General features: G+C 45.3%; 8 protein-coding genes. 6 read left to right on the top strand and 2 right to left on the bottom strand.

What is annotated here, in order from left to right; all coding sequences use genetic code 11:
* Positions 1-223: 223 nt before the first annotated feature.
* Positions 224-12,640: a VCBS domain-containing protein gene (locus OW495_RS19245; RefSeq protein ID WP_102300004.1), complete on the bottom strand. Its 12,417-nt coding sequence runs from the start codon at positions 12,638-12,640 to the stop codon at positions 224-226.
* A gap of 233 nt (positions 12,641-12,873) precedes the next feature.
* On the opposite strand from OW495_RS19245, the gene OW495_RS19240 reads away from it, so the two are divergent.
* From OW495_RS19240 to OW495_RS19220, 5 genes are all read left to right on the top strand, one after another.
* On the top strand, positions 12,874-13,425 hold the full coding sequence (locus OW495_RS19240; protein WP_289887816.1) for a hypothetical protein: 552 nt from the start codon (positions 12,874-12,876) through the stop codon (positions 13,423-13,425).
* Between the two features lie 99 nt (positions 13,426-13,524).
* A complete protein-coding gene (locus tag OW495_RS19235; protein WP_289887874.1) occupies positions 13,525-14,970 on the top strand; it encodes a TolC family protein in 1,446 nt (481 codons plus the stop codon).
* Between the two features lie 3 nt (positions 14,971-14,973).
* Positions 14,974-16,722 (top strand): efflux RND transporter periplasmic adaptor subunit, encoded by a 1,749-nt coding sequence (locus tag OW495_RS19230; RefSeq protein WP_289887815.1) that lies wholly within the window; start codon positions 14,974-14,976, stop codon positions 16,720-16,722.
* On the top strand, positions 16,719-19,862 hold the full coding sequence (locus tag OW495_RS19225) for an efflux RND transporter permease subunit (protein WP_289887813.1): 3,144 nt from the start codon (positions 16,719-16,721) through the stop codon (positions 19,860-19,862). The genes OW495_RS19230 and OW495_RS19225 overlap by 4 nt, the downstream gene beginning before the upstream one ends.
* Before the next feature lie 103 nt (positions 19,863-19,965).
* Positions 19,966-20,538 carry a copper-binding protein gene (locus OW495_RS19220; RefSeq protein WP_289887811.1) on the top strand — a complete coding sequence of 191 codons (573 nt, stop codon included), beginning with the start codon at positions 19,966-19,968 and terminating at the stop codon, positions 20,536-20,538.
* A 108-nt stretch (positions 20,539-20,646) separates the two neighbouring features.
* On the opposite strand, the gene OW495_RS19215 is transcribed toward OW495_RS19220, so the two are convergent.
* Positions 20,647-20,904 (bottom strand): hypothetical protein, encoded by a 258-nt coding sequence (locus OW495_RS19215; protein WP_016788617.1) that lies wholly within the window; start codon positions 20,902-20,904, stop codon positions 20,647-20,649.
* A gap of 299 nt (positions 20,905-21,203) precedes the next feature.
* Between OW495_RS19215 and OW495_RS19210 the strand changes: the two genes are divergently transcribed.
* A complete protein-coding gene (locus tag OW495_RS19210; RefSeq protein WP_289887810.1) occupies positions 21,204-23,489 on the top strand; it encodes a glycoside hydrolase family 9 protein in 2,286 nt (761 codons plus the stop codon).
* Positions 23,490-23,737 lie beyond the last annotated feature (248 nt).

Below are 23,737 nucleotides of genomic sequence, written 5' to 3'. Positions count from 1 at the left end.
TAACAACAGCAAATAATAAAAAGGGAGCACATCATGTGCTCCCTTTTTGATTGTCGTTTTTGCAAGTTTGTATGTTCTTTAGAGAGAAACAATCGGGAGCAATTAATGCTCCCGATTTTGCTTGCCTAGAGTTTAAGCGGTAAGTTACTAGCACTAAGCACTAAGCACTAAGCACTAAGCATTAGGCATTAGGCATTAGGCATTAGGCACCTTACACTTGAAGTTATGAGTTAGGATCAATGTCCGGTAACCCATCGATATCGTTGTGGTGGTGGTGCTCATCATCTTGGTTATGGTTGATGTTTGCATCATGGTGTTCCAGCGCGTCTGACATATCCAAGTGCGCTTGGTCATGTGTTGCTGCATCTGGTTGGTCGACTTGTGCAAGTACGATATCCATATCCGCAGGTTGATCGTGAACCGTTGTCGATGTCGCATCGGGTTTAATGCCCAATGCATCCAGATAAGCGGCTGCACCATGGTGACTGCTTTTCTGATCGGGTTCTTGATGGGTCTGCTGGGTTAAATCTAGATTGCTATCATCGCTTAGTGTGACCGTAAAGTCGGCTTGCGAAGCCATGTCTGGCTCGTCATGTTGAACAGGAGGCGGTGGCGGTGGAGCAGGGTGCGATGTATGGACTAAAGGTGTGATCGTCATATCAACCACTTCAGTTCCAACTGTCAGCTTTCCACTATTTCCTGGCCCATGACTGAGTATCTGGATGTTCACATGGGCGACCACTTCATCTTGATTTGATCCTTGCAATGCTACTTCAAATTTATCTTCATGTTGACCGATACCTGAAGCGCTGCCATGTGGGCCCGTATGAACCTGAGCTTGCTCTTGGTAATGTAAGTGGCCGGTTTGAGGATCAATGGTTAATGTTCCATATTGCCCATGGTGGCTAGTGACATATTGTCCATTAGGTAAATGGATTCGCCAACCGCTTTGTGCTGTTGGTACCGGAGTTAACGATGGTAATAGTGGTGGTACCCCAAGTGTGCCAGACACTTGGTGGCTTCCCGATGGCGGTCTGACAATGATCGGTTCAGGAATAGCGCTTGCAGCAAAACCTTGACTACCTGCGGTATTACCGTGTTCGTCAGTCATTGTTGCTTGTACATTAGAACCCGGATGAACTTCAATTTGTATTCCGTGCTGTAGAGCATGAGCATCTAATACATGATCCTGACCATTAACGACAAGATGCTCACCGATTTTGGCATCACCAGGAGGCGTAACGGTTGCTGTGATCGTGTTTGCTTGTCCTCGGGCGATTTCAGCTTTGCTGTATAAGTTGTCTGCCCCTGCGTTTTCAAAGGTAATCGTAGGAACGCTAACCTGTGTATCGACTTGGTAAGTAACATCTGCAGTGGCATGAGCGCTATTACCTGCGGTATCTGTTATCGCTACTGATGCCTCTATTTTTTGGTCAGCATCGGCAATGAGTTCACTGCCAGGTACGGCAATTGAATAGTGTCCTTTTGCATCGACCACGCCAGTATGCTGTGTCCCATTTACATCTAAAGTCACAATGTCGCCTGCATTATAATCGCCAGAAACGGATCCGGTGATGTCAATGGAGCTGTTGGATTCTTGAGCATTAATCACATTGTCGGCGGTAATTGGGTCTGTTTGAATACCGACGTGTACTTGTGTATCTATATGGACGGAAAGAAGCGAAGATGTAGCCGGTAGCACTGACGAAGGAGCCAATGCTTTGGCGGATAGATTATGATCGCCCTCCGATAAGCTGCTTACGGCAACACTATATTGGCCAGAGGCATCAGATACCGAGTGTCCAACTGGTGTGGAACCATCGTAAATAGTGACTTTCGAGAATGGAATATCAGTGTGTCCGGTAATCGTTGGGGTAGTGTCGTTGGTCAGGTTGTCAGTTTGCGATGAACCTGAATCGCTTGTTGACGCGAGATCCAGAGTAACGGTGTTCGTTGGCGCGACGTTAGTGCCTGAAGGCAAGGTTGGTTGCGTCGTAGTTACCACAGGTTGGTGCAGAACAGTCGTCGAGGTGACTAAGCTACCCGTTGGTGACATGGTGACATGTCCCGAGGCATCAAAGGTGATGAATTTCGAATCTTCCGTATGGCCGTCACTGACTTTTACTTCGAATACATCGACACCATGATAGGAGTTGGTGGCAGAGTTATAACTCATTCCTGTGATAGACGTATTTGGTGTGTAGACGTAGTCACCAGTATTTGGATCGACCGACAATGAACCGAATTGCCCTGTTGAGCTGACGACAGAGAACATATGAGTGTCATTAACGTCTACATCTGTCTCTGTTAATGTACCTGCTGTTGATGATGTCTGGTTAACGCCGAGAATCGGTGCGTCATTGGTTCCGGTAATAGCTACCACGATGTCATGGTGCGTACCATCTGCAGATTGAACCGTAATGGTTTCAGTGTCTGTCTGACCTTCGCCAAGCTGTTGAACGATTGGGTGTTTGTTGTAAAGGTCGTAAGTCCAGTGACCATTACTATCAATGTGTGCATGCCCATAACCTTTACTTCCTACTATCCCAGCACCACCTTGAACGGCAATAAAGCCTGTAGTTCCATCTGGATCGCTAGATGTCAACGTACCTGACGCTTGAAGTGTCATGTCTTCTTGAGCTACCCCTGTGGAATCGCCTCCGAATGTTGCTGGGTCGGCGGCATTAGCAATGTTAATGAATATTGACCCTTCTTTTGAATCAGCTTGGCCATCGTTTGCGGTAAATTGCACCGCACCCAGCCCGCTGACACCAGAACTAAAATAGTTGTGAGTTGGGGTGAAGATGAGTGATGAAACGTCGGATGCGCTGACGTCATCACCAATATTCACAGTGACGCCATTCAGGGTTAACACGCCGTGGGCGACATTGGTAATCGTGAGATGGTTTAGCGCATCGCCATCAATATCAGAATATTTAAAGTCAGCAGTGGTGAACGCATGAGGTTTATCTTCTAAAGAACTAATAAAACTCGATCCAACGATAGGCGCATCATTGACGGCATTGACATCCACTATCATCGTTGCACTTGCTGAGTTTTGATGGCCATCATTTGCAGTAAATGTAAATTGCGCATAGTTGGCACCGTTTTCATTACTGATTGGCGTGAAGGTTAAATGGCCTGCATCTAAATCCGCTTTTGTGATTTGCTGGTTGGTGGTTACCGCTTTGCCGTTTAGGAGTAATAATCCATGACTCGGTATGCTGCTAATAGTCACGAACTGCAGGGCGTCGCCATCTTGATCACTGTAACCAAAGTCACTGGTAGCAACAGTTCTGGTGATGTCTTCATTTGTAGAAACGGTTTGCCCTGTGACTGTAGGTGTATGCTGTAGAGGTGGGGTGACTTCAATAGAGAGAGAGTTTTGAGAAGAGTCTCCTATTGAGTTACCCCCATCATCACCGACACGATAAACCATACTTGGCACTTTACCTGTAAAACCAGCTTCCGGGGTGAAGGTATAATGACCATTCGCTTCGATCGCGAGTGTACCGATACCGGCCATAGTATGTGGTTGCCCCGGCCTTACCGCGACATAACCTGATACGGGGTCATTTATTTGAATATCTTGCAACACCAGATGTGCGTTGGAATCTGTGTCTGTTGCTGCACCACTCAATCCTTGATCCGTCCCAGAGCCAGTAAGTAGATTCCCTTCGATTGGACCACTATGTTGAACACCTGAATCACTGAGGCTGTGGAGAACAGGATCATCGGTGGTCCCATTAATTGTGACGGTAATGGAATGCTTGGTACCGTCTTTTGATGTGACTTCAATGCTATCTGTGAGTGTTTGTCCATTATCTAAGTCTTGAATAGGTGTACTATTGTTGTCTGCTGTATATACCCAAATACCACGACTAGTGACCGTGAAATGGCCATAGGTTCCATCCTGTGATATTTGCGATTGCCCTTTGAGATCTAGTGTTGCTTCACCTTGTCCGTCAACATCAGAAATAACCAGGTGTCCATTACAAACAAGGGCATCTGGAATGGTTGCTGACCCCGTGGTATGCACGTTGTGGTGAATGTTTGTATCTTCTCTTATGCTGCCTGAATCACCAGTAAATGTTGCGACATCATTAACAGCAGCAAGAGACGTGTTTGCGCCTGTATGAGTCGTTCCACCATGAGCATCTGTCACGTCATAAGTGAAGTGCACTTGGCCGTTGTAGTCTTTGGTTGGAGTAAAAGTGTAGGTGCCGTCTTTGTTATCGACTACAGAGCCGTGATCGACTAACAGATTCTCAATGGAAAGCTTACCTGCGTCATTGGCATCCACGTCGACAGTATTGGCTAATAAATCAGCTTTGGTGAAAATAAGAGCTGTATCTTCTGTGCCTGTGGAAAGTGTTACTTCAGAACTGATATAAGGTCTATCATTATCACCATGAATGGTAATGACTATGTCTTGCGCAGTACCATCTTTAGAATAAATGGTAATCGTATCTGTTAATTCTTGCCCATCGCCTAATTGATCGATCTTTGTGGCTACGTTTTGTTGGTTACTACCAACGGTAACCTTATAATGCCAATTACCATCGGCATTTAGTATTAATTGACCATAAGTGCCATGGTAGGAGTAGCCTATGCCTTTTGTATCAAATTGTGCTTCGCCAGTGTCTGGGTCAATAATCTCTAACTTGCCATCAGTATATAAAGGGTCATTGGTTAATTTAGCCATCCCAAGCTGTGCGTAGTTTGGTGACCGATCATGATAGGTACCATGCCCTTCATCGACATCGCCAGTTGTCGTTCCAGTGATTACTGCTGTGTCACCAACCGCATCAATATGAAGAGTGTTAATAGCCTCTTGTGAGTCATCATGCCCATCGTTAACAGTATATTTAAACTGAACATCGCCATTAAAATCTTGCGCAGGAACGAACTGAAGTTTACTGATGTCAGCTGTAGGGATGTGTTGCCCCGCTGTAACATCGTGTCCATCAAGCACAAATTTACCTTGTGTTGCTGGTGGTAGATCTGTGATTGCAACTGAATGTAGCGTATCGCCACTATCAACATCCGTAAATCCAAACTGACTCGCTTGCATTTGATAATGCGTGTCTTCAGTGCCGTTACTTAGCGCAACTTGGGTAACGGTTGGCGCATCATTGGTGCCTACAACGTCTATGTGCAACTCGTATGCCGTTCCATCATAACTATGAACACGGTAGATAACGGTTTCAGTTTGCCCTTGAGCAAGGTGTTGCAAATTGGCATTATTAACGCTGTACCCCCAATTGCCCATGCTATCAATACGTAACATGCCACCAAACGGATCGTGAACTGCTGATTCACCAAACTGGCTGTATTGGAATTTATTCTCCCCGCTATCTGGATCCACAACTTGTAGTCTTCCATTCGCGAGCTCAGTTGTAACCCCTGCATTGTGGCTGCTGTGTGAACCATCTTCAGTGATGTGGTCAGTTGTTACTTCTGAAATGATGGCGCCGTCTGGGGTAGCGGTGAGTGTGGTAGACGCCCCTGTATGAGTCGTTCCGCCATGCGCATCTGTCACATCATAGCTAAAATTAATCTGACCGTTATAGTCTTTGGTTGGGGTAAAAGTGTATGTTCCGTCTTGATTATCTAGAATAGAACCATGATCAGCGTGAAGATTCGCAACGGTGAGTTTGCCTAGGTCGTTGCTATCCACGTCTATAGTGTTTGCTAAGAGTTCGGTGGCCGTGATGGTTTGCGCGAGGTCTTCTTTACCGCTGTTGAGCTGCACTTCTGAAGAGCAGTATGGACGGTCGTTGTCGCCATGAATGGTGATAACAATATCATGAGTAGTACCGTCTTTACTTTGTATCGTTATCGTATCAGTGAGTGTCTCATTTGCACCAAGTTGATCAATCGTCGATCCTACATTTGTTGTTAATCCACCATTTACATCAGCAGTGCCGGTCGCAACACCATAAAACCATTTACCATCTGTATTAAGAATCAAATGGCCATATTTTCCATGATAGGTATAACCAATACCTTTAGAATCAAAACTATTCTCGCCGGTATCTGGATCGATGATTGTTAGTTGCCCCTCAACATGAATCATACTATTAGTTAAATGCGCCATACCTGACTGGGCAAAGTCTGGCGACATATCAGGGTTTCTGTTTTCATGAACATCGCCGGTATCAACACCGGTAATAACGGCTTTATCCCCAACCGCATCAATATGAAGTGTGTTGGTAGCCTCTGCAGAGTCGGTATGCCCATCGTTAACAGTATATTTAAACTGAACATCGCCATTAAAATCTTGCGCAGGAACGAACTGAAGTTTAGTGATGTCAGCTGTAGAGATGTGTTGCCCCGCTGTAACATCGTGTCCATCAAGCACAAACTTACCTTGTGTTGCTGGTGGTAGATCTGTGATTGCTATGGAATGTAGCGTATCGCCTGTGTCGATATCACTGAATCCAAACTGACTAGATTGCATTTGGTAATGTGTATCTTCAGTGCCATGTGCAAGTGTCGTCGCAGCTATGGTCGGTTGATCATTGGTGCCTGTCACCGTTATTGTTATATCGTGAGCAGTGTTGTCTGCAGAATAAACACGATATACAACTTTTTCTACTTCACCTTCAGCTAATGATTGCAAGCGACTATTGGCTACTTCATATCCCCAAGCGCCACTTGGTGTAATGCGTAAAAAACCACCAAAGGGATCGTGAATCGCCTGTTCTCCTAATAACAGATTGACCTGAAAATGGTCTTGCCCTGCATCAGGATCTGTCACACTCAGCAAACCCGATGCAACGACAGGCTGTAATGAACTGTGACCCACATTATGATCTTCAATAATCGTTCCGGTATCACTACCGCTTATAACCGCTTTATCAGCAACTGCACTTAAACTGCTGGTAGCTCCAGTATGAGTGACACCGCCATGTGCATCTTTGACATCATAGGTGAAATGAACTTTACCGTTATAGTCTTTTTCTGGTGTGAAAGTGTATGTACCATTTTGGTTATCTAAAATCGAGCCGTGATCTGGATGAAGGTTTGCTACTGTAAGCAGTCCAGAGTCATTTTTATCGACATCTATTGAGTTTTGTAACAGTTGTGCAGCTGTAATGGTTTGTCTCGTATCTTCAGTACCTGCGTTGAGTTGTACTTCTGAAGAGCAATAAGGCCTGTCGTTACTACCATTGATAGTGATGACTATATTATGTGGTGTTCCATCTTTTGTGTGAACGGTGATAGTGTCTGTGAGTGTTTCACCCTCACCTAACTTATCGATAGCGGAGCCTCTGGTCGTGGGCCTTCCACCAATGTGAGTGAGACTTCCAGCATCGGCATAGTAATTCCAATCGCCATTTGGATTTAAAATTAAGTCACCATATGTACCGTGATAGTTATACCCCACATTATTATCAGCAAAGCCAGACTGACCAGAGTCAGGATCAATCACAGATAAATGTCCATTAGCGTTTAGTGTACTAACTCGAAGTGTCGCCATACCCGATTGAGCATGATCTGGTGACATATTATCTCCAGCCGCTTTCTCAGTGACACTTGCAGTATCTACTCCACCTACCACAGCATTATCATTAGTGCCGTTTACTGTAATGGTGACCTGGTGAGGTGTGCCATCGGCTGAATGAACGGTAATGGTATCAGTAGCGGTTGCGCCATTACCTAACGCTTGAACTGCTGGGTTAGTGTTATCTAAGTCGTAGGTCCAAGCGCCATTATCTGTTAGATGTAATGTACCTAAGGAGCCTTGGATATCAGTATTCGCAAAGTGTGCTTCGCCTGTATCGACATCGGTGACAGTCAGTGTGCCTGAGGTCTGAAGTTGAGATTCTTCTGTTACTGCGCCAGTATTAGATCCGCCAATCACGGCTTTATCATTAGTGCCATTGATGGTTACCACGACATCATGCGTTGTACCGTCTTTCGAAGTCACTTTAATTGTATCTGTTAACTGCTCACCTTCGCCTAAGGATTGAATCGCTGTTTGAGAATTATCGGCAGAGTAACTCCAGCTCCCATCTTGACTGATCTCCAATTTACCATAATGACCTTGTAGGGCCGTTTTGTTAAATCCATGGGATACAAAACTACCTTCACCTGTATCTATATCGACAATATCTAACTTACCTGTCGCAGTCAGTTCATTACTCTGAGGATTAGCGCTCACATCTTCTTTTAATGCCCCCGTATCTACACCACTAATGACCGGCGTATCATTCGTGCCCGTCACCGTAATCACTAAATCTTTAGTATCTGTTGCACCTGCAGAATCGGTCACGGTAACAGGGATAGTGAACGTGCTTATCTCACCTGCTTTAAGGTGTTGGAAGCTTGCATCTGTTGGGTCTAGGTTGTAGCTACCATCTGTATTGAGTGTAAATCCACCCTGTGTTGATGTGGTTGTGAAGGTTGCAGTATCACCCGTATCAATATCCGTTGAGGTGAGTTGACCTGTGACTACTGCACCATCTTCAGTGGCGCTCACTGGCACAATCGGATTAATAACAGGCGCATCGTTTGCCGGTGTTACATCAACATTGATAGTTTGACTGGTTGTCGTATGCCCATCAGTCACTGAAAGAACAACTGAAGCAGGACCATTGTAATTAGCATCAGGCGTAAACACGATTTCACCTTGCGCATTCAGCGAGGCACTACCGTGTGTCGCTGACACACTCGGGGTCAACGTATCCGTCGTATCAATATCCGTTGCATGGAAGGTAATGGTTTTACTGCCATCCTCGGTTACCGTTTGCGTCGCAACAGGGGTGATAACAGGTGCATCATTGGTACCATTGATGGTTACCAAAATAGTTTTCTGTGTGCCATCAACCGAGGTTATTCTTGTCGACTCTGTTAAAGTTTCACCAACACCTAAAGCCTGAACAGCCGCTTGTTTTGAATCTGCGGAAAATAGCCAAATGCCACTTGGTATAAGTGTAAATGAGCCGATCCCGTGGTCGCCAACAATGCCAGATTGCATCGGAAATGTAGCTTCATTCGTATCTACATCGCTAATGAATAGCTTGCCTTGTGTAAGCATGTAGTTTGGGTGAACATTCAACTGATTTGTTAAATCTTGATCTTCGGTAACTGCTCCCGTATTTGTACCAGTAATAACAGCCTTGTCATTAGTTCCATTAACGGCAATGGTCACTTGGTGAGTTGTACCATCTGCTGAAGTAACTGTAATGGTATCGGTTGTTGCAGCGCCTTTACCTAGGGCTTGCACCGTTGGGTTTGTGTTATCTAAATCGTAAGTCCACTGCCCAGCATCGGTTAAATGCAATGTCCCAAGCGAGCCTTTAATATCAGTATTTGAGAAGTGTGCTTCACCGGTATCGGTATCTGTAATAGTCAGCGAGCCTGAGGTTTGTAACTGCGTTTCTTCGGTCACTGCGCCTGCAGAAGTCCCACCAATTACAGCCGTATCATTAGTCCCATTCACCGTAATGGTAATTTGATGCGGTGTACCATCTGCTGAGTTGACAGTAATAGTATCAGTCGCTGTCGCGCCTTTACCTAAGGCTTGAACTTGTGGATTCGTATTATCTAAATCGTAAGTCCAAGTGCCGGTATCAGTTAAATGTAAAGTGCCTAATGTGCCTGCAATATCAGTGTTGGAGAAGTGTGCTTCACCAGTATCTACGTCAGTGACAGTCAGTGTACCTGACGTCTGAAGTTGAGATTCTTCAGTCACTGCACCAGAGTTTGTCCCGCCAATGATGGCCTTGTCGTTAGTGCCATTAACCGTAATAGTAATTTGATGTGGTGTGCCGTCAGCAGAATGAACAGTAATGGTATCGGTAGCGGTTGTTCCTTTGCCTAACGCTTGAACGGTTGGGTTGGTGTTATCTAAGTCGTAAGTCCATGTCCCCGAATTAGTGAGGTGTAAGATGCCCAAAGTCCCAGCAATATCGGTATTGGAGAAGTGTGCTTGACCGGCATCAACATCAGTCACAGTCAGTGAGCCAGAGGTTTGAAGTTGAGATTCTTCGGTGACCACGCCAGCACTTGTTCCGCTTATCACGGCTTTGTCATTGGTGCCATTAATTGTCACTTTGATCGTTGACGCTGTGCCATCAACAGACGACACCGTGAAGGTTTCTTCGACTTTGTCGCCGACGTTTAATTGGTTAAACGCACTGTTCGCGGTGAACATCCAATGACCATTGGCATCAATAGTCAGGTCACCGTTGGTGCCTGAAATAGAATCCGGCGTGAAGGTATTATCTGGATTATCAACATCGGTACTAGTCAATGTTCCTGATGTCGTTACCACTTTGTCTGTCTCATCGATAGCAACGGTCGCACTGCTGACAGTAGCGGCGTCATTAGTGCCGTTAATCGTGACTTTAATGGTCGAAGGTGTGCCATCAACAGACGACACAGTAAAGGTCTCTTCGACTTTATCGCCAACGTTCAATTGATTAAATGCACTGTTGGCGGTGAACGCCCAATGTCCATTAGCATCAATAGTCAGGTCACCGTTAGCTCCGGTAATCGAATCAGGTGTGAAAGTGTTATCTGGATTATCTACGTCGGTACTGATTAGTGTGCCTGAGGTGGTTACCGCTTTGTCAGTTTCATCGATAGCAACGGTTGCACTGCTGACAGTAGCGGCGTCGTTAGTGCCATTTACTGTGATAGTCACTTGATGCGGCGTGCCATCAGCAGAATGAACGGTGATGGTATCAGTAGCTGTCGAGCCTTTACCTAATGCTTGAACGGTCGGGTTAGTGTTATCAAGATCGTACGTCCAAGAACCAGTATCGGTCAGATGAAGCGTACCAAACGAGCCTGCAATATCGGTACTTCCTGTGGATGAAGTAGCGAAGTGCGCTTCACCGGTATCCACATCCGTAACAGTCAGTATGCCCGAGGTCTGAAGTTGGGACTCTTCGGTTACCACGCCGGCACTGGTTCCGCTTATCACGGCTTTATCATTGGTGCCGTTAACGGTAATTGCAATTTGATGAGGAGTGCCGTCGGCGGAGTGGATGGTTATGATGTCTGTTGTCGCAGAGCCTTGACCAAGAGCCTGAACTTGTGGATTTTTATTATCTAGATCGTAGGTCCAATCGCCATTGTCTTTAAGGTGTAAAGTACCCAGTGTCCCCTTGAGGTCGGAATTAGAAAAATGCGCCTCTTTTGAGTCGATATCGGTGATGTTGAGTTGGCCTGAAACCGTTAGGTCTTTATCTTCAGTAACTTGGCTTGAGCCATTACTTGTCCCGATAGCGAAAAACGAACTTGGTGAATTTGCTGTACTACTCGTGATTACTGCATGGTCGTTGGTGCCATTGATCGTAACCATAACTTGATGCGCTGTACCATCAGCTGAGTGAACAGTGACGATGTCTGTCGCAGTTGAACCTTGGCCAAGTCTTTGAACTACTGGGTTATTGTTGTTTAAGCTGTATGTCCACGCACCGTCTTTGGTTATGCTTAGCGTACCGAAATTACCAGTCACTTGTGAGGCTTGAAAGTGGTCCTCTCCAAGATCAGAGTCCGTTACCGAAAGCTGCCCTTGAACTTGTGTCGTTAAATCTTCAGTTAACGTGCCAGCATCCACACCCGTAATTACGGCATTGTCGTCGTTTCCGCCAATCGTCATATCGATCGTTTGCGGTGTGCCATCTTTGGTGTGAATAGTGAAGCTTTCGTGCATTGAAGTGGCTGCGGTTAAAGCTTGAACATTAGAGAGCGAGTTATCAACTTGATACTGCCAATGTCCATCAGCATCGATAGTTAATGAACCATATTTACCCGAGATAACTTCCGGTGTAACCGAACTTTCATTTTGGTCAGGGTCTATGACATCGATTTTTCCGTTCGCATGTAACAAGCCTTGTGAATCAATATTGTGATCTTCTGTTACGACACCTGTTAAGTCTCCAGAAATACTTGGAGTGTCTTGCTTACCTGTTACTGGTATCTGGACAATGATGCTCGAGCCATTAGATAGATGTAACGCAAAATGGTCAGTACCTGGTTGGTGCTGATTTAACAGGATGTATTGAGGAGAATTTGGATTCAATACGAATGTGTATTGACCATTTGCATCAACATGAAGCTCTCCGTACGTACCTTTTATGACTTCTGGCATAAAGGTGACGGGTAAAGCGGGCGTCGTAGGCGCATTCGAATGAGTCGGCTGACCGTTACTTCCTGAGGAGATAGTCGGCATCGATACCGAAGGAATGTAATGGACTTGCGGGTGAGAAAGCGTCGATAAATGATGAGAAGGAACCAAGTGAGAGCTCGAACCATGGGCGGCATGACTTGCACTTAAGGTTGAGTTTACGTCGTTGTCACTCGTCTGAGCTTCTTGGAGAGCAACCGCTGATGAGTCCGCCTTGTTATGGTCATCGGTGACATCTTTTTCGGTCACGTTATTTGCGGTTACTTGATCTGCTGCGTCGCTGGAATTGTCTATACTTTCTGCAGCAGCGTGTTTAGCCAATGATGGCAAAATCATCATGAGTGACTGAAAAAGTGGGATATTCACTTTTAGATGTGAATGCAGTCTGCGCTTCTTTTTTTGTGTTGGTTTCTTTTGTTCTATCTCGTTACTTTTCTTATTTTTGATTTCTGTATTTTTCTTGTTTGTTTCGACGTTTTTTTTGTTAGCCATTTTTATCATCCGTGAATCGTGGTTGCACTGTCTTAAGTAAAATACACAGATAGAGGTTTCGCTAGCTAATTGGATAATTTTTAAAGAAAAAACTGCAAAGTCGAAGAATTATCTCATTTTGATGAAAGAGAGGATGAATACTTTTTCAACGGTCAGGCAAATATCGGCACAATGGCATTGACCTTACCCTAAGGGGAATGTTTATAGTTGCCGTATAAATTTAAAGGTTAGCTATGACAAACACACTCCGAACAACTTGGATTACTGTTTTCAGCATCATCGCGATGTTGATGTCTAGCTATGCCTCAAGCTCTTCAGCCATGATGGCCGATATCATGGCAACGCAGATGATGTCGAATAAATCTATCTGCCAGCACATCGATTCGCCGAGCGATCCTGATGCCGCTTATGAATTTGCTGCTGGTTGTCATGTGACCGTTAGCGATTCCGATATGAACGATCATGTTCATGCAAGCACTCCTAATAGCGATCCGTCTGTTCATGATGAACACGTCATTTATGCTGAGCTATCTGCTGATGAAAAGATGGCTTCGCATCAAGAATCAATGGATGCTCACGGTGAACATGTGATGGGCAACAACTGTTGTGGCGGTTCGGATTCTGCTCATATCTGTTGCTATTCTGTTTGTTCTACAGCATCACACACAATTCAGGCGATCCAAGCCAACTACCAAATTTCTTCTTCATTAGCTCGTTTTCAGCCGGTCACTATTGGCCAGAAAGTCGCACGCGCTCAATCTTTGCTACGCCCACCTTCCGCATAAATCTATATCTAAAAACATAGCGATATCAGACTCATAAATCTGATGCGCCAATCTTTTATACGCGTTATTTAACGCTAGATATGGACATTCATTGTGAATATAAAACCAACAACCTCTGTGTTTGTAATGAACACGAGCTTAGTGGTTGCTGCTGTCTTGTTTTCAAGCACTGCATTAGCGACAGCTGAATTAACTTCTACCGTTCAGCAAAGCTCGTCACAGCAACTCAATACACTGATTGAGATAGCCTTAAGCCAAGACGGTAACCGCAAACAGTACTTTGCTCAGTCACAAGCGATGCGAGAAACCGGTATTGCCAGCGCAACCTTGATGGATCTGAAACTAAAAGTCGGATTTGGTGGTCTGCCAGTCGATAGCTTCCAGTTTGATGAAGACCCGATGACCAATATTTCGGTTGGTCTGATGCAGCAATTTGAACGTGGCGATACGCTGGATCTACAGCAGAAAAAAGCGGGGCAGCAAGCGGATGGTTTGGCTCTTCAAGTGCAGGCTCGCGAACTGACCGTCGCAAATAGCATGACGCAGCTTTGGCTTGAATTGGGTTACCAACAAGTTGCAGAAAGCATCATAAATGAGAACCGACGCTTATTGGTTGAGCTAGAAAACTATGTGCAGACCAACTACTCGATTGGTAAAAGTGAGGCTCAAGACTTGCTTAATGCTCAACTTCAAGTCAGTAAACTTGATGAGAAACTGCAAGCCAACCAACAAGTTCAACGCCGTTTAATTTCACAACTGTCTGAGTGGCTAGGTTCTGAATGGTTAGGATCTCAAGCTATTAACTCTCAGGCTGTGGATCCTCAGACTCTAGAACCTCAGGGGAGGCTTCATGCGACTAACCAAATTGATTGGTCGTTGTTGGAAAGCAAATTAGCGACCAATATCGATTCAACCAAGCACTATCAACTGTTGATGGAGCATCCGCTCGTTAAGATCACAGATGCGACCATCTCATCCAATCAAACTCAAGTTGAGCTAGCCGAGCAAGCGTATACACCTCAGTTCGGTGTCGAAGTAATGTATGCCCATCGACAAGCGAACAACATGGCGGGCGAACCGGCTTCTGATCTTGTCAGCGCTTATCTAACAGTCGATATCCCTTTGTTTACGGGGAACCGACAAGACAAGAATTTGTCTGCGGCTCAGTACCAAGTTGGCGCCGCTAAATCCCAAAAAGACACCTTACTTTCCCAAATGAACGCGCAAGTGAATGCGTTATTGGTGGATAAGGCGAACCTCACCCAGCGTTTAGAACGCTATCAAAGCACCTTGTTACCTCAGACATCCGCACGAATTAGTGCGGTGGAAAGAGGTTATCAAAACAACACCGCACAGTTTAACGATGTTATTGCAGCGACAGCGGATGAACTGGCACTCCAGCTTGAACAACGACGCTTAATCACTGATCTCAACATCGTAAATAGCAAACTGGCATCGTTGGTCAGTGGCTTTGACTATCAAGTTAATGAACTGCAACTCAACACAAGCGCAACTCAAAACAACAGCCAATCAATAAAGGAATAGACAATGAATACAGTAAAAGTAGCGACTATCGCTTTGTTGGTCGGTGGTGCATTGGGTTTTGGTGTGAATCACTTTGTCGTTGGGTCAGCACATAACATGTCAGCGATGGCAGGCATGAAAGGAGCGGAATCCAAAGCTGACGAAAGCAATCAACCTCTGTATTGGGTTGCGCCTATGGACCCAAATTATCAGCGAGACAAGCCGGGTCAGTCACCTATGGGGATGGATTTAATCCCTGTTTACGCGGATGACTCAAGTGGCGTTAAAGATGAGCCCGGTACCGTGTTCATTGATTCGTCGGTGGAAAATAATCTGGGTGTCAAAACAGCCAAAGTTAACTTCGAAGCGCTGTCTCCTCGTATTGAAACCGTGGGTTATGTGGCGTTCGATGAAAGTACATTGTGGCAAACCAACGTAAGAGCAGCTGGCTGGGTTGAGAAGCTTTATATCAACGCTGTCGGCGAGAAAGTGAATAAAGGTGATGTACTGTTCACGCTTTACTCGCCAGAACTTGTAAAGGCACAAGAAGAGTTATTGAGTGCTTATAAAACAGGTCGTAAAGGATTGGTCAAGGGCTCTACTGAACGCTTGGTCACCCTAGGTGTAGATAAAGCGCAGATTCGTTCGATCACTCGCCGAGGTAAAGCCTCGCAAACCATAAAAATTAAAGCACCCGCAGATGGCGTTATCGCTAGCCTCAATATTCGTGAGGGTGGTTATCTTTCGCCTGCTCAAGCGGTCATCAGTGCAGGGCCTCTAAATGAAGTGTGGGTTGATGCTGAAGTCTTTGAACGCCAAGCACACTGGATCTCATCAGGCAGCAATGCCGAAATGACACTGGATGCGATTCCCGGTAAGGAGTGGCAGGGCAACGTAGATTATGTCTACCCAATTCTGGACCCGAAAACTCGAACCTTGCGCGTTCGTTTGAAGTTCTCTAACCCGCATGGCGAGCTTAAGCCGAACATGTTCGCCAACATTGCACTGAAACCGATCAGTGATGAATCTGTTCTTACTATCCCAATATCGTCGGTGATTCATTCTGGTGGCATGACACGAGTTGTGCTGTCTGAGGGGGCTGGCAAATACCGTTCCGCGCGTATTGAGGTTGGTCGTGAAGCCGGCGAAAAAATAGAGGTGATTCAAGGGTTGCAGCAAGGTGAGGACATTGTCACTTCTGCACACTTCATGTTGGATTCTGAATCGAGTCAATCGGCTGATCTGTCACGCATCAATGGCGTTGAGGAAGAGGCTGAAACCGTGTGGGCGAAAGGTGAAATTTCCGATGTGATGCAAGGCAGCCGCATGGTGACGATTAACCATCAACCCGTTCCAGAATGGGATTGGCCGGGCATGGTGATGAACTTCACCTTCGCTGAAGGCTTAGATATGAGAGACGTTAAGCGTGGTCAAGTTATTGATTTTGAAATGATCAAAACGGAATCAGGTCAGTATCAAGTCGTTGACTACAAGGTAAGCGATCATCAAATGACGGGCGAAGTGTGGGTAAAGGGAGATATCACCATGCTGATGGCAGACTTCGGAATGATCACGGTAAATCACAAGCCAGTGCCTGACTGGGATTGGAAGGCGGGTGAAATGAACTTCCAAGTAAGTGATGACCTTGATTTATCTGAGTTTTCCGAGGGTCAAAGCATTCGGTTTCTAGTGGCGAAGCAAGGTTCTGATTATGTGCTCAAATCTCTCAAATCTCTCGAATCGACGAATAGCACGGGTGAGGGCACATTATGATCAATGCAATCATTCGTTGGTCCATCAGTAACCGATTCTTGGTTCTGGTTGCCACGGTCGCCATCGTATTTGGTGGCTTATACAGTGTTAAAAATACACCTGTTGATGCCATTCCTGATTTGTCAGACGTTCAGGTGATCATCAAAACCAGTTATCCGGGTCAAGCGCCACAAGTGGTCGAGGATCAGGTGACCTATCCATTGACCACAGCCATGTTAGCGGTGCCGGGTGCTGAAACGGTTCGTGGCTACTCGTTCTTTGGCGATTCGTATGTATATATCATCTTCAATGATGATACTGATATGTATTGGGCGCGTTCTCGCGTGTTGGAATACTTAAGCCAAGTGGCGCCTAATTTGCCATCAAGTGCTAAGCCAACATTAGGGCCAGATGCAACCGGTGTGGGTTGGGTTTACAGCTATGTATTGCAAGACAAAACTGGTCAGCACGACTTAGCGGAACTCCGTAGCCTGCAAGATTGGTTCTTGAAGTACGAGCTACAAACCGTAGATGGTGTGTCTGAAGTCGCGACCGTTGGCGGCATGGTGAAGCAGTATCAAGTACAGATTGATCCGGCCAAGCTACGTGCTTATGACCTAACGCTTCAACAGGTCAACAAAGCAATCCAAGATGGTAATCAAGAAACAGGGGCGTCTGTTGTTGAGATTGCCGAAGCCGAGCATATGGTTCGTACAACCGGTTACCTCACAAGCATTGAAGACATTCAATCTCTGCCGTTAAAAGTGACCGACAAAGGTACTCCGCTGCTATTAGGTGACATTGCCGACATTAACCTTGGACCACAAATGCGTCGTGGTATCTCTGAGCTGAATGGTGAAGGTGAAGCCGTTGGTGGCGTTATCGTGATGCGCTTTGGTGAAAATGCCAGTGAAGTGATCGACTCGGTTAAATCCAAACTCGCTGAACTGCAAGCGGGTTTACCTGATGGTGTCGAAATTGTCGCGACTTATGACCGTTCGACTTTGATTGATTCAGCCGTTGAAAACCTATGGAAGAAGCTGGCTGAAGAGTTCATCGTGGTTGCGATCGTGTGTGCGCTGTTCCTGTTCCATATCCGCTCGTCGTTGGTTATCGCGCTAAGTCTGCCAGTTGGTATCTTGGGTGCGTTTATCGTAATGCATTGGCAGGGTATTAACGCCAACATCATGTCTCTTGGCGGAATAGCGATTGCGATTGGCGCCATGGTGGATGGTGCCATAGTGATGATAGAGAACGTTCATAAGCACATAGAACGAACTCCTCTGACCGATAAGAACCGTTGGCAGGTGATTGGTAAAGCGGCAGAAGAAGTTGGCGCACCGCTGTTCTTCTCACTCATCATCATTACCTTGAGCTTTGTGCCTGTGTTCGCGCTCGAAGGGCAAGAGGGCAAGATGTTCTCGCCACTTGCGTTTACCAAGACGTATGCGATGGCCGCAGCAGCCGGTTTGGCTATCACGCTTGTGCCTGTGTTAATGGGTTACTTCATTCGCGGCAACGTGCTACCTGAACACAAAAACCCAGTAAACCGTAGCCTAGTGGCGATGTACAAACCGCTTCTAAACCTCAGCCTAAAGTATCCCAAGGTGATGATTGTTATCGCTCTTGGCTTAATGGCGTCTGCTTATTACCCGACCAGTAAGCTTGGTAGTGAATTCATCCCTCCTTTGGACGAAGGGGATCTGATGTACATGCCAACCACGTATCCGGGCATCTCAATAGGTAAGGCACGTGAGTTGCTGCAACAAACCAATAAGCTCATCAAAACCATTCCAGAAGTCGAAACCACGTGGGGCAAAATTGGTCGAGCAGAGACTGCAACCGATCCTGCACCGTTAACCATGATTGAAACCGTGATTCAGCTTAAGCCGCGAGATGAGTGGCGTGACGGTGTCACTACTGAGTCACTACGAAAAGAGTTTGATGAACTGATTCAATTCCCCGGTTTGACCAACGCTTGGGTCATGCCAATCAAAACGCGTATCGACATGTTAGCGACCGGTATCAAAACGCCAATTGGTATCAAAATCGCTGGCCCGGATCTGAGCGTGATAGAAGATATTGGCTCTCAACTTGAACCTATTCTTAACAACGTTAGTGGTACAGCTTCTGTATACGCCGAGCGTGTTGCGGGTGGTCGTTATGTCACGATAGACATCAAACGTCGTTCTGCTGCGCGATATGGCTTGAGCATTAAAGAAGTGCAACAGGTTATCTCGACGGCGGTTGGTGGCATGAACGTGGGCGAAACGGTTGAGGGGCTAGAGCGTTATCCAATCAATGTTCGTTATCCACAAAGCTATCGTGATTCTGTCGTTAAGTTGCAGAACCTGCCGTTAGTGACACCAAATGGAGCGCGAATTGCTTTGTCTGATGTCGCGGATATTCGCTATGAAGATGGGCCACCAATGATTAAGACGGAGAACGCGCGTCCTAATGGCTGGGTGTTCGTTGACATCGAAGGGCGCGACCTTGGTTCTTATGTGGCAGAGGCGCAAAAAGTCGTTACAGATCAAATCGTCTTACCTGCGGGTTATTCACTGGCGTGGTCTGGTCAATACGAATACATGGAGCGCGCCAAAGAACGTTTAAGTGTCGTTGTGCCAATCACCATCGCCATCATCATGTTGTTGCTCTACTTAAGCTTCCGCCGTGTCGGTGAGGTGATGATGATTATGCTGACATTGCCACTCGCAATGGTTGGTGGCCTATGGCTGATGCATGTCCTCAATTACAACTTCTCCATTGCGGTGGGTGTGGGCTTTATCGCCCTTGCCGGGGTAGCTGTTGAGATAGGTGTGATCATGTTGGTCTACCTAAACCAAGCATGGCACTACAAAAAATTGGATGCGGAGCAGAACCAGCAAGCACTTCAGAGTGAAGACTTAACGGATGCGATTCGTGAGGGAGCAGGACTGCGTGTTCGCCCTGTGATGATGACAGTACTTACCGTGATCATTGGCCTCATTCCAATTATGTATGGCGAGGGAACGGGCTCTGAAGTGATGCAGCGAATTGCTGCGCCGATGATAGGCGGAATGGCGTCTGCACTGTTGCTTACCCTACTGGTGTTGCCTGCAATCTTTAAGCTCTGGAAACAGCGTGAGATTACGCATAACCAAAACGAGACAAACAAATAACTTATTGATTATTAGCCCTTACTTGCCAAAAAAGAGTGAGTAAGGGCGCACCACATGAACATGTGAAACTAACAAAAAAACAGAATTAAGCTAAGGAACGATCATGAAAAAGACACTTATTGCGATTGCACTGATGTTAACTACTGCAACGGCTTTTGCTGAAATGGACCATTCGAATATGGACCACTCAAATATGGATCACTCGATGATGAAGAGTGGAGAGATGAATCATTCAAAAATGGATCACAGCATGATGAAGGATGGAAAGATGGACCATTCGAAGATGATGGACATGGAAGGTATGTCAGAAGTTGGGATGCCAGCTCAAGGCGCAAAGCCGGATAAAGTGGTTCATGTCCTACTAAGTGATGATATGAAAATTACATTTAAGAATAAGGTTGATATTGAGCCGAACGACGTGGTGCAGTTCGTTGTGATGAACACAGGCAAGATTGATCATGAATTCTCGATTGGTTCTGCTTCAGAGCAATTAGAGCACCGTGAAATGATGAAAAACATGGGTAATCACGCCCATGATTCGGGTAGCACAGTTACAGTTAAGCCGGGCAAAGCGAAGCAGATGCTTTGGCATTTCCACGGTGATAATCAAGTCGAATTTGCCTGCAATATTCCAGGACATGCGGAAGCGGGCATGGCGAAGTCGATAACGCTTTAGGCATTATCTAATAGAGCGAGAAATAGCTGCTAGAAAAGTACTAAAAACAGAAAGCTAAAAGATAAGTCTTAGCTCATCACGCTAGTTGAGACTTATCTTTCTTGGCCACTACTGTAATAGGATCGATGTTTCCAGTAGGTGGTGAGCTTCGCCACTGAGGTGTGGTAGCTCTGACATAATCTTCTTAAGCTTGTCGTCGATCGATTCCACTTCATTCAAAGAACGAAACGCAAGCACGGCCTGTTCTGGTTCGCTGCTCACATAACCTTTCAACGTATTAAGCTGAATTTTGTTCGCATTTTCGACTTTTGACAGTGCGACATTGATTGCTTCGATGTTTATTGTTAACTCATTGCTTTTAAACATTTTTAATTATTTTTGGTTGTTGCTAATGCGCGCACATTAACACAACTGTTTTTTCGGATATTGACCAAGATTATTAAACCCTCACTTTTATGAAATCTGAGTTTAATTGAGAAGCACTAGCACAATATCGTTTTGTCTATCCATGCAATTGATTCATGAGCTTGTTCCTTAGTGTTAAACGTCACAAGAAATCATAATATTTATTTTTACGAGTCCATTTTTTGCGAATGTTAACGCTCTATTATTGAATCTATTTCGCTAGTTTCCTTGGAGATATGAAACATATTTAAGGAATAATGATGCAAAAAGGAACGTTATCTCTCGCGGTTGTCATGATTTTATCTTCTGGAGCAACTTATGCTGAAGAGCAGATTAGGAATAGTCACTTTAAAGGCAATATGGATGGTTGGTGGAATGCTGGCGCCAACATAGCAACAGAAAGTAATGAAGCGTGTATTGATATAAAAAACCCAGGAAAGAATTCTTGGGATGTGATTTTAGGTCACAGTGGTATTGGTTTAGAGCAAGGTCAAAACTATCAGGTATCGTTCGATGCATATGCGAATATTGATACTGAGATGAAAGCCTTGATTCAACATGAAGGGCCTCCCTATACGCACTATTTTCTAACCGAAGTAGGTGTATCCGAAGACAAGCAAAACTATACGTTTGATTTTTTACAAGAGCTTGATAGTGATGCCGATACGGAGTTCCAGTTTCAGCTAGGCGCTCAGAAGGAAGGTATCATCTGTGTAGACAATGTTTCTGTCGTAGGTAAACCATTTGTCAAAGTAGCGACTAAGATGCCTATTCGAGCCAATCAAGTAGGTTTCTTACCGAAATCCGATAAATATATCTTTGTTGAAAACATCTCGACGACACCTTTGAAATGGACATTAGTCTCTCAATCAGGGATCAGTCTTGATCTCGGTAAAACAGAAGTATTCGGTTTGAATAAAGCGTCGGGTGAGCACATTCACCGAGTAAACCTTTCAAAATATACAGACACGATGAAAGGTTTAACGGTCAAGGTCGACGACGATGTCAGCTATCCATTCGATATTCGAAATGATGTTTTTAGTAAGTTGAAGCTCGATGCGTTGTCTTACTTCTATCAAAATCGCAGTGGCATTGAAATAAAGCCAGAGTTTGTTCAACGTGAGGAGCTTGCGAGGCCCGGTGGTCACATGTCCGATACTGCAACATGTTTTGATAAAGTTGATAGTTGGGGAAATAAATGGCCTGGCTGCGACCTGACTATTGATGCAACCGGTGGTTGGTACGATGCAGGCGATCATGGTAAATACACGGTGAACAGTGGCATCTCAACATGGACACTTCTGAACTTATACGAGCGAGGTAAGTTCTTAGAGAACAAATCACTTCCTTTTTCAGAGAGTAAAGTAAAAATCCCTGAAGCAACCAATGGCGTTAACCCGCTGTTGTCTGAAGCTCGCTGGAACATAGAGTTCATGTTAGCGATGCAAGTTGATTCTGACACGCCTATCGCCGTTCCTGTCGGTAATCAGTCTGCCAGTAAACAGCTAAAACTTACCGAGATTAACGCGAGAGGGCTGGCATTCCACAAGATCGCGGATGAGTCTTGGACTGGCATGCCATTACCGCCACACAAAGATACTCAGAAACGTTATGTTGGTTATCCTACTACCGCGGCTTCATTGAATCTGGCGGCAATCGGCGCTCAGTGTGCACGTATTTGGAAAGATATCGATAGTGATTTCTCGCAGTTATGTTTGGATTCAGCGACCAAAGCGTGGAACGCAGCAAATCAACATCAAGATATCTATGCTTACGACAACTTTACCGGTTCTGGGCCGTATGATGATATCGAATTGAGTGATGAGCGATACTGGGCAGCGGCCGAGCTATTTATCACAACCAATGATGAGGCTTACAAAAAAATATTGATTGATTCTCCACACTATCTTGAAGTGCCGAAGGGGAACATCAATGCGGATGGTGATATGTATTGGCAGTATATAGCGCCTGCGGGCACCGTGAGTTTAGCCGTGGTACCTAACTCATTGGACAGCCAAGTTATTGAACAAGCACGTAAGAACATCATTAAAACGGCAGAATCTTATACCAAGCAAGTTGCCAATGAAGGCTACAACATTCCTTATACCGTCGAAGAGTATTCGTGGGGCTCAAACTCCAACCTTGTAAACCGAAGTATCTTTTTGATTTACGCTCACGATTTTTCTGATGATGTTCGATACATCAAAGCGGCGGCTAGTGCGATGGATTATATCCTCGGAGGTAACCCGATGAATATCTCTTATGTTACTGGTTATGGAACGAAACCTGCTGAGAATCCTCATCATCGATTCTGGGCTTACGCTGCTGATGAAAGTTCACCAAAACCAGCACCGGGTGCGTTAATTGGAGGCCCAAATTCGGTAAGTTTTAGTGATCCTATTGCCGCTGTGATGAAAGGCAAGTGTGTTGGACAAACGTGTTACAGCGATAATATTGGAGCTTGGACGTTGAACGAGATAACCATCAACTGGAATGCGCCGCTAGTATGGGTTACTTCTGCTTTAGATGAAGGGGAGCTTGATTGAGGTAATCAATTAAATTAAGAATATTCAAAGAGTAATATCATTTGGTATTACTCTTTTTTAATATAAAAATCACACAATGAAGTGCGCAGTTTTAATTGGTTTAGGTTTTGAAGCTAAGAGGAGATGGTGAATCTAAAGGGGGTATTGTAACTAAAGAAATTTGAAACTAAACAGAAGTTGGAGCGTGCAGCGGGAATCGAACCCGCATCATCAGCTTGGAAGGCTGAGGTAATAGCCATTATACGATG

The organism is Vibrio sp. 14N.309.X.WAT.E.F5, from assembly GCF_030397615.1.
GTDB lineage: Bacteria > Pseudomonadota > Gammaproteobacteria > Enterobacterales > Vibrionaceae > Vibrio > Vibrio lentus.
Note: the sequence above shows the minus strand (reverse complement) of the source record. Positions and strands in the feature narration are given on the sequence as shown.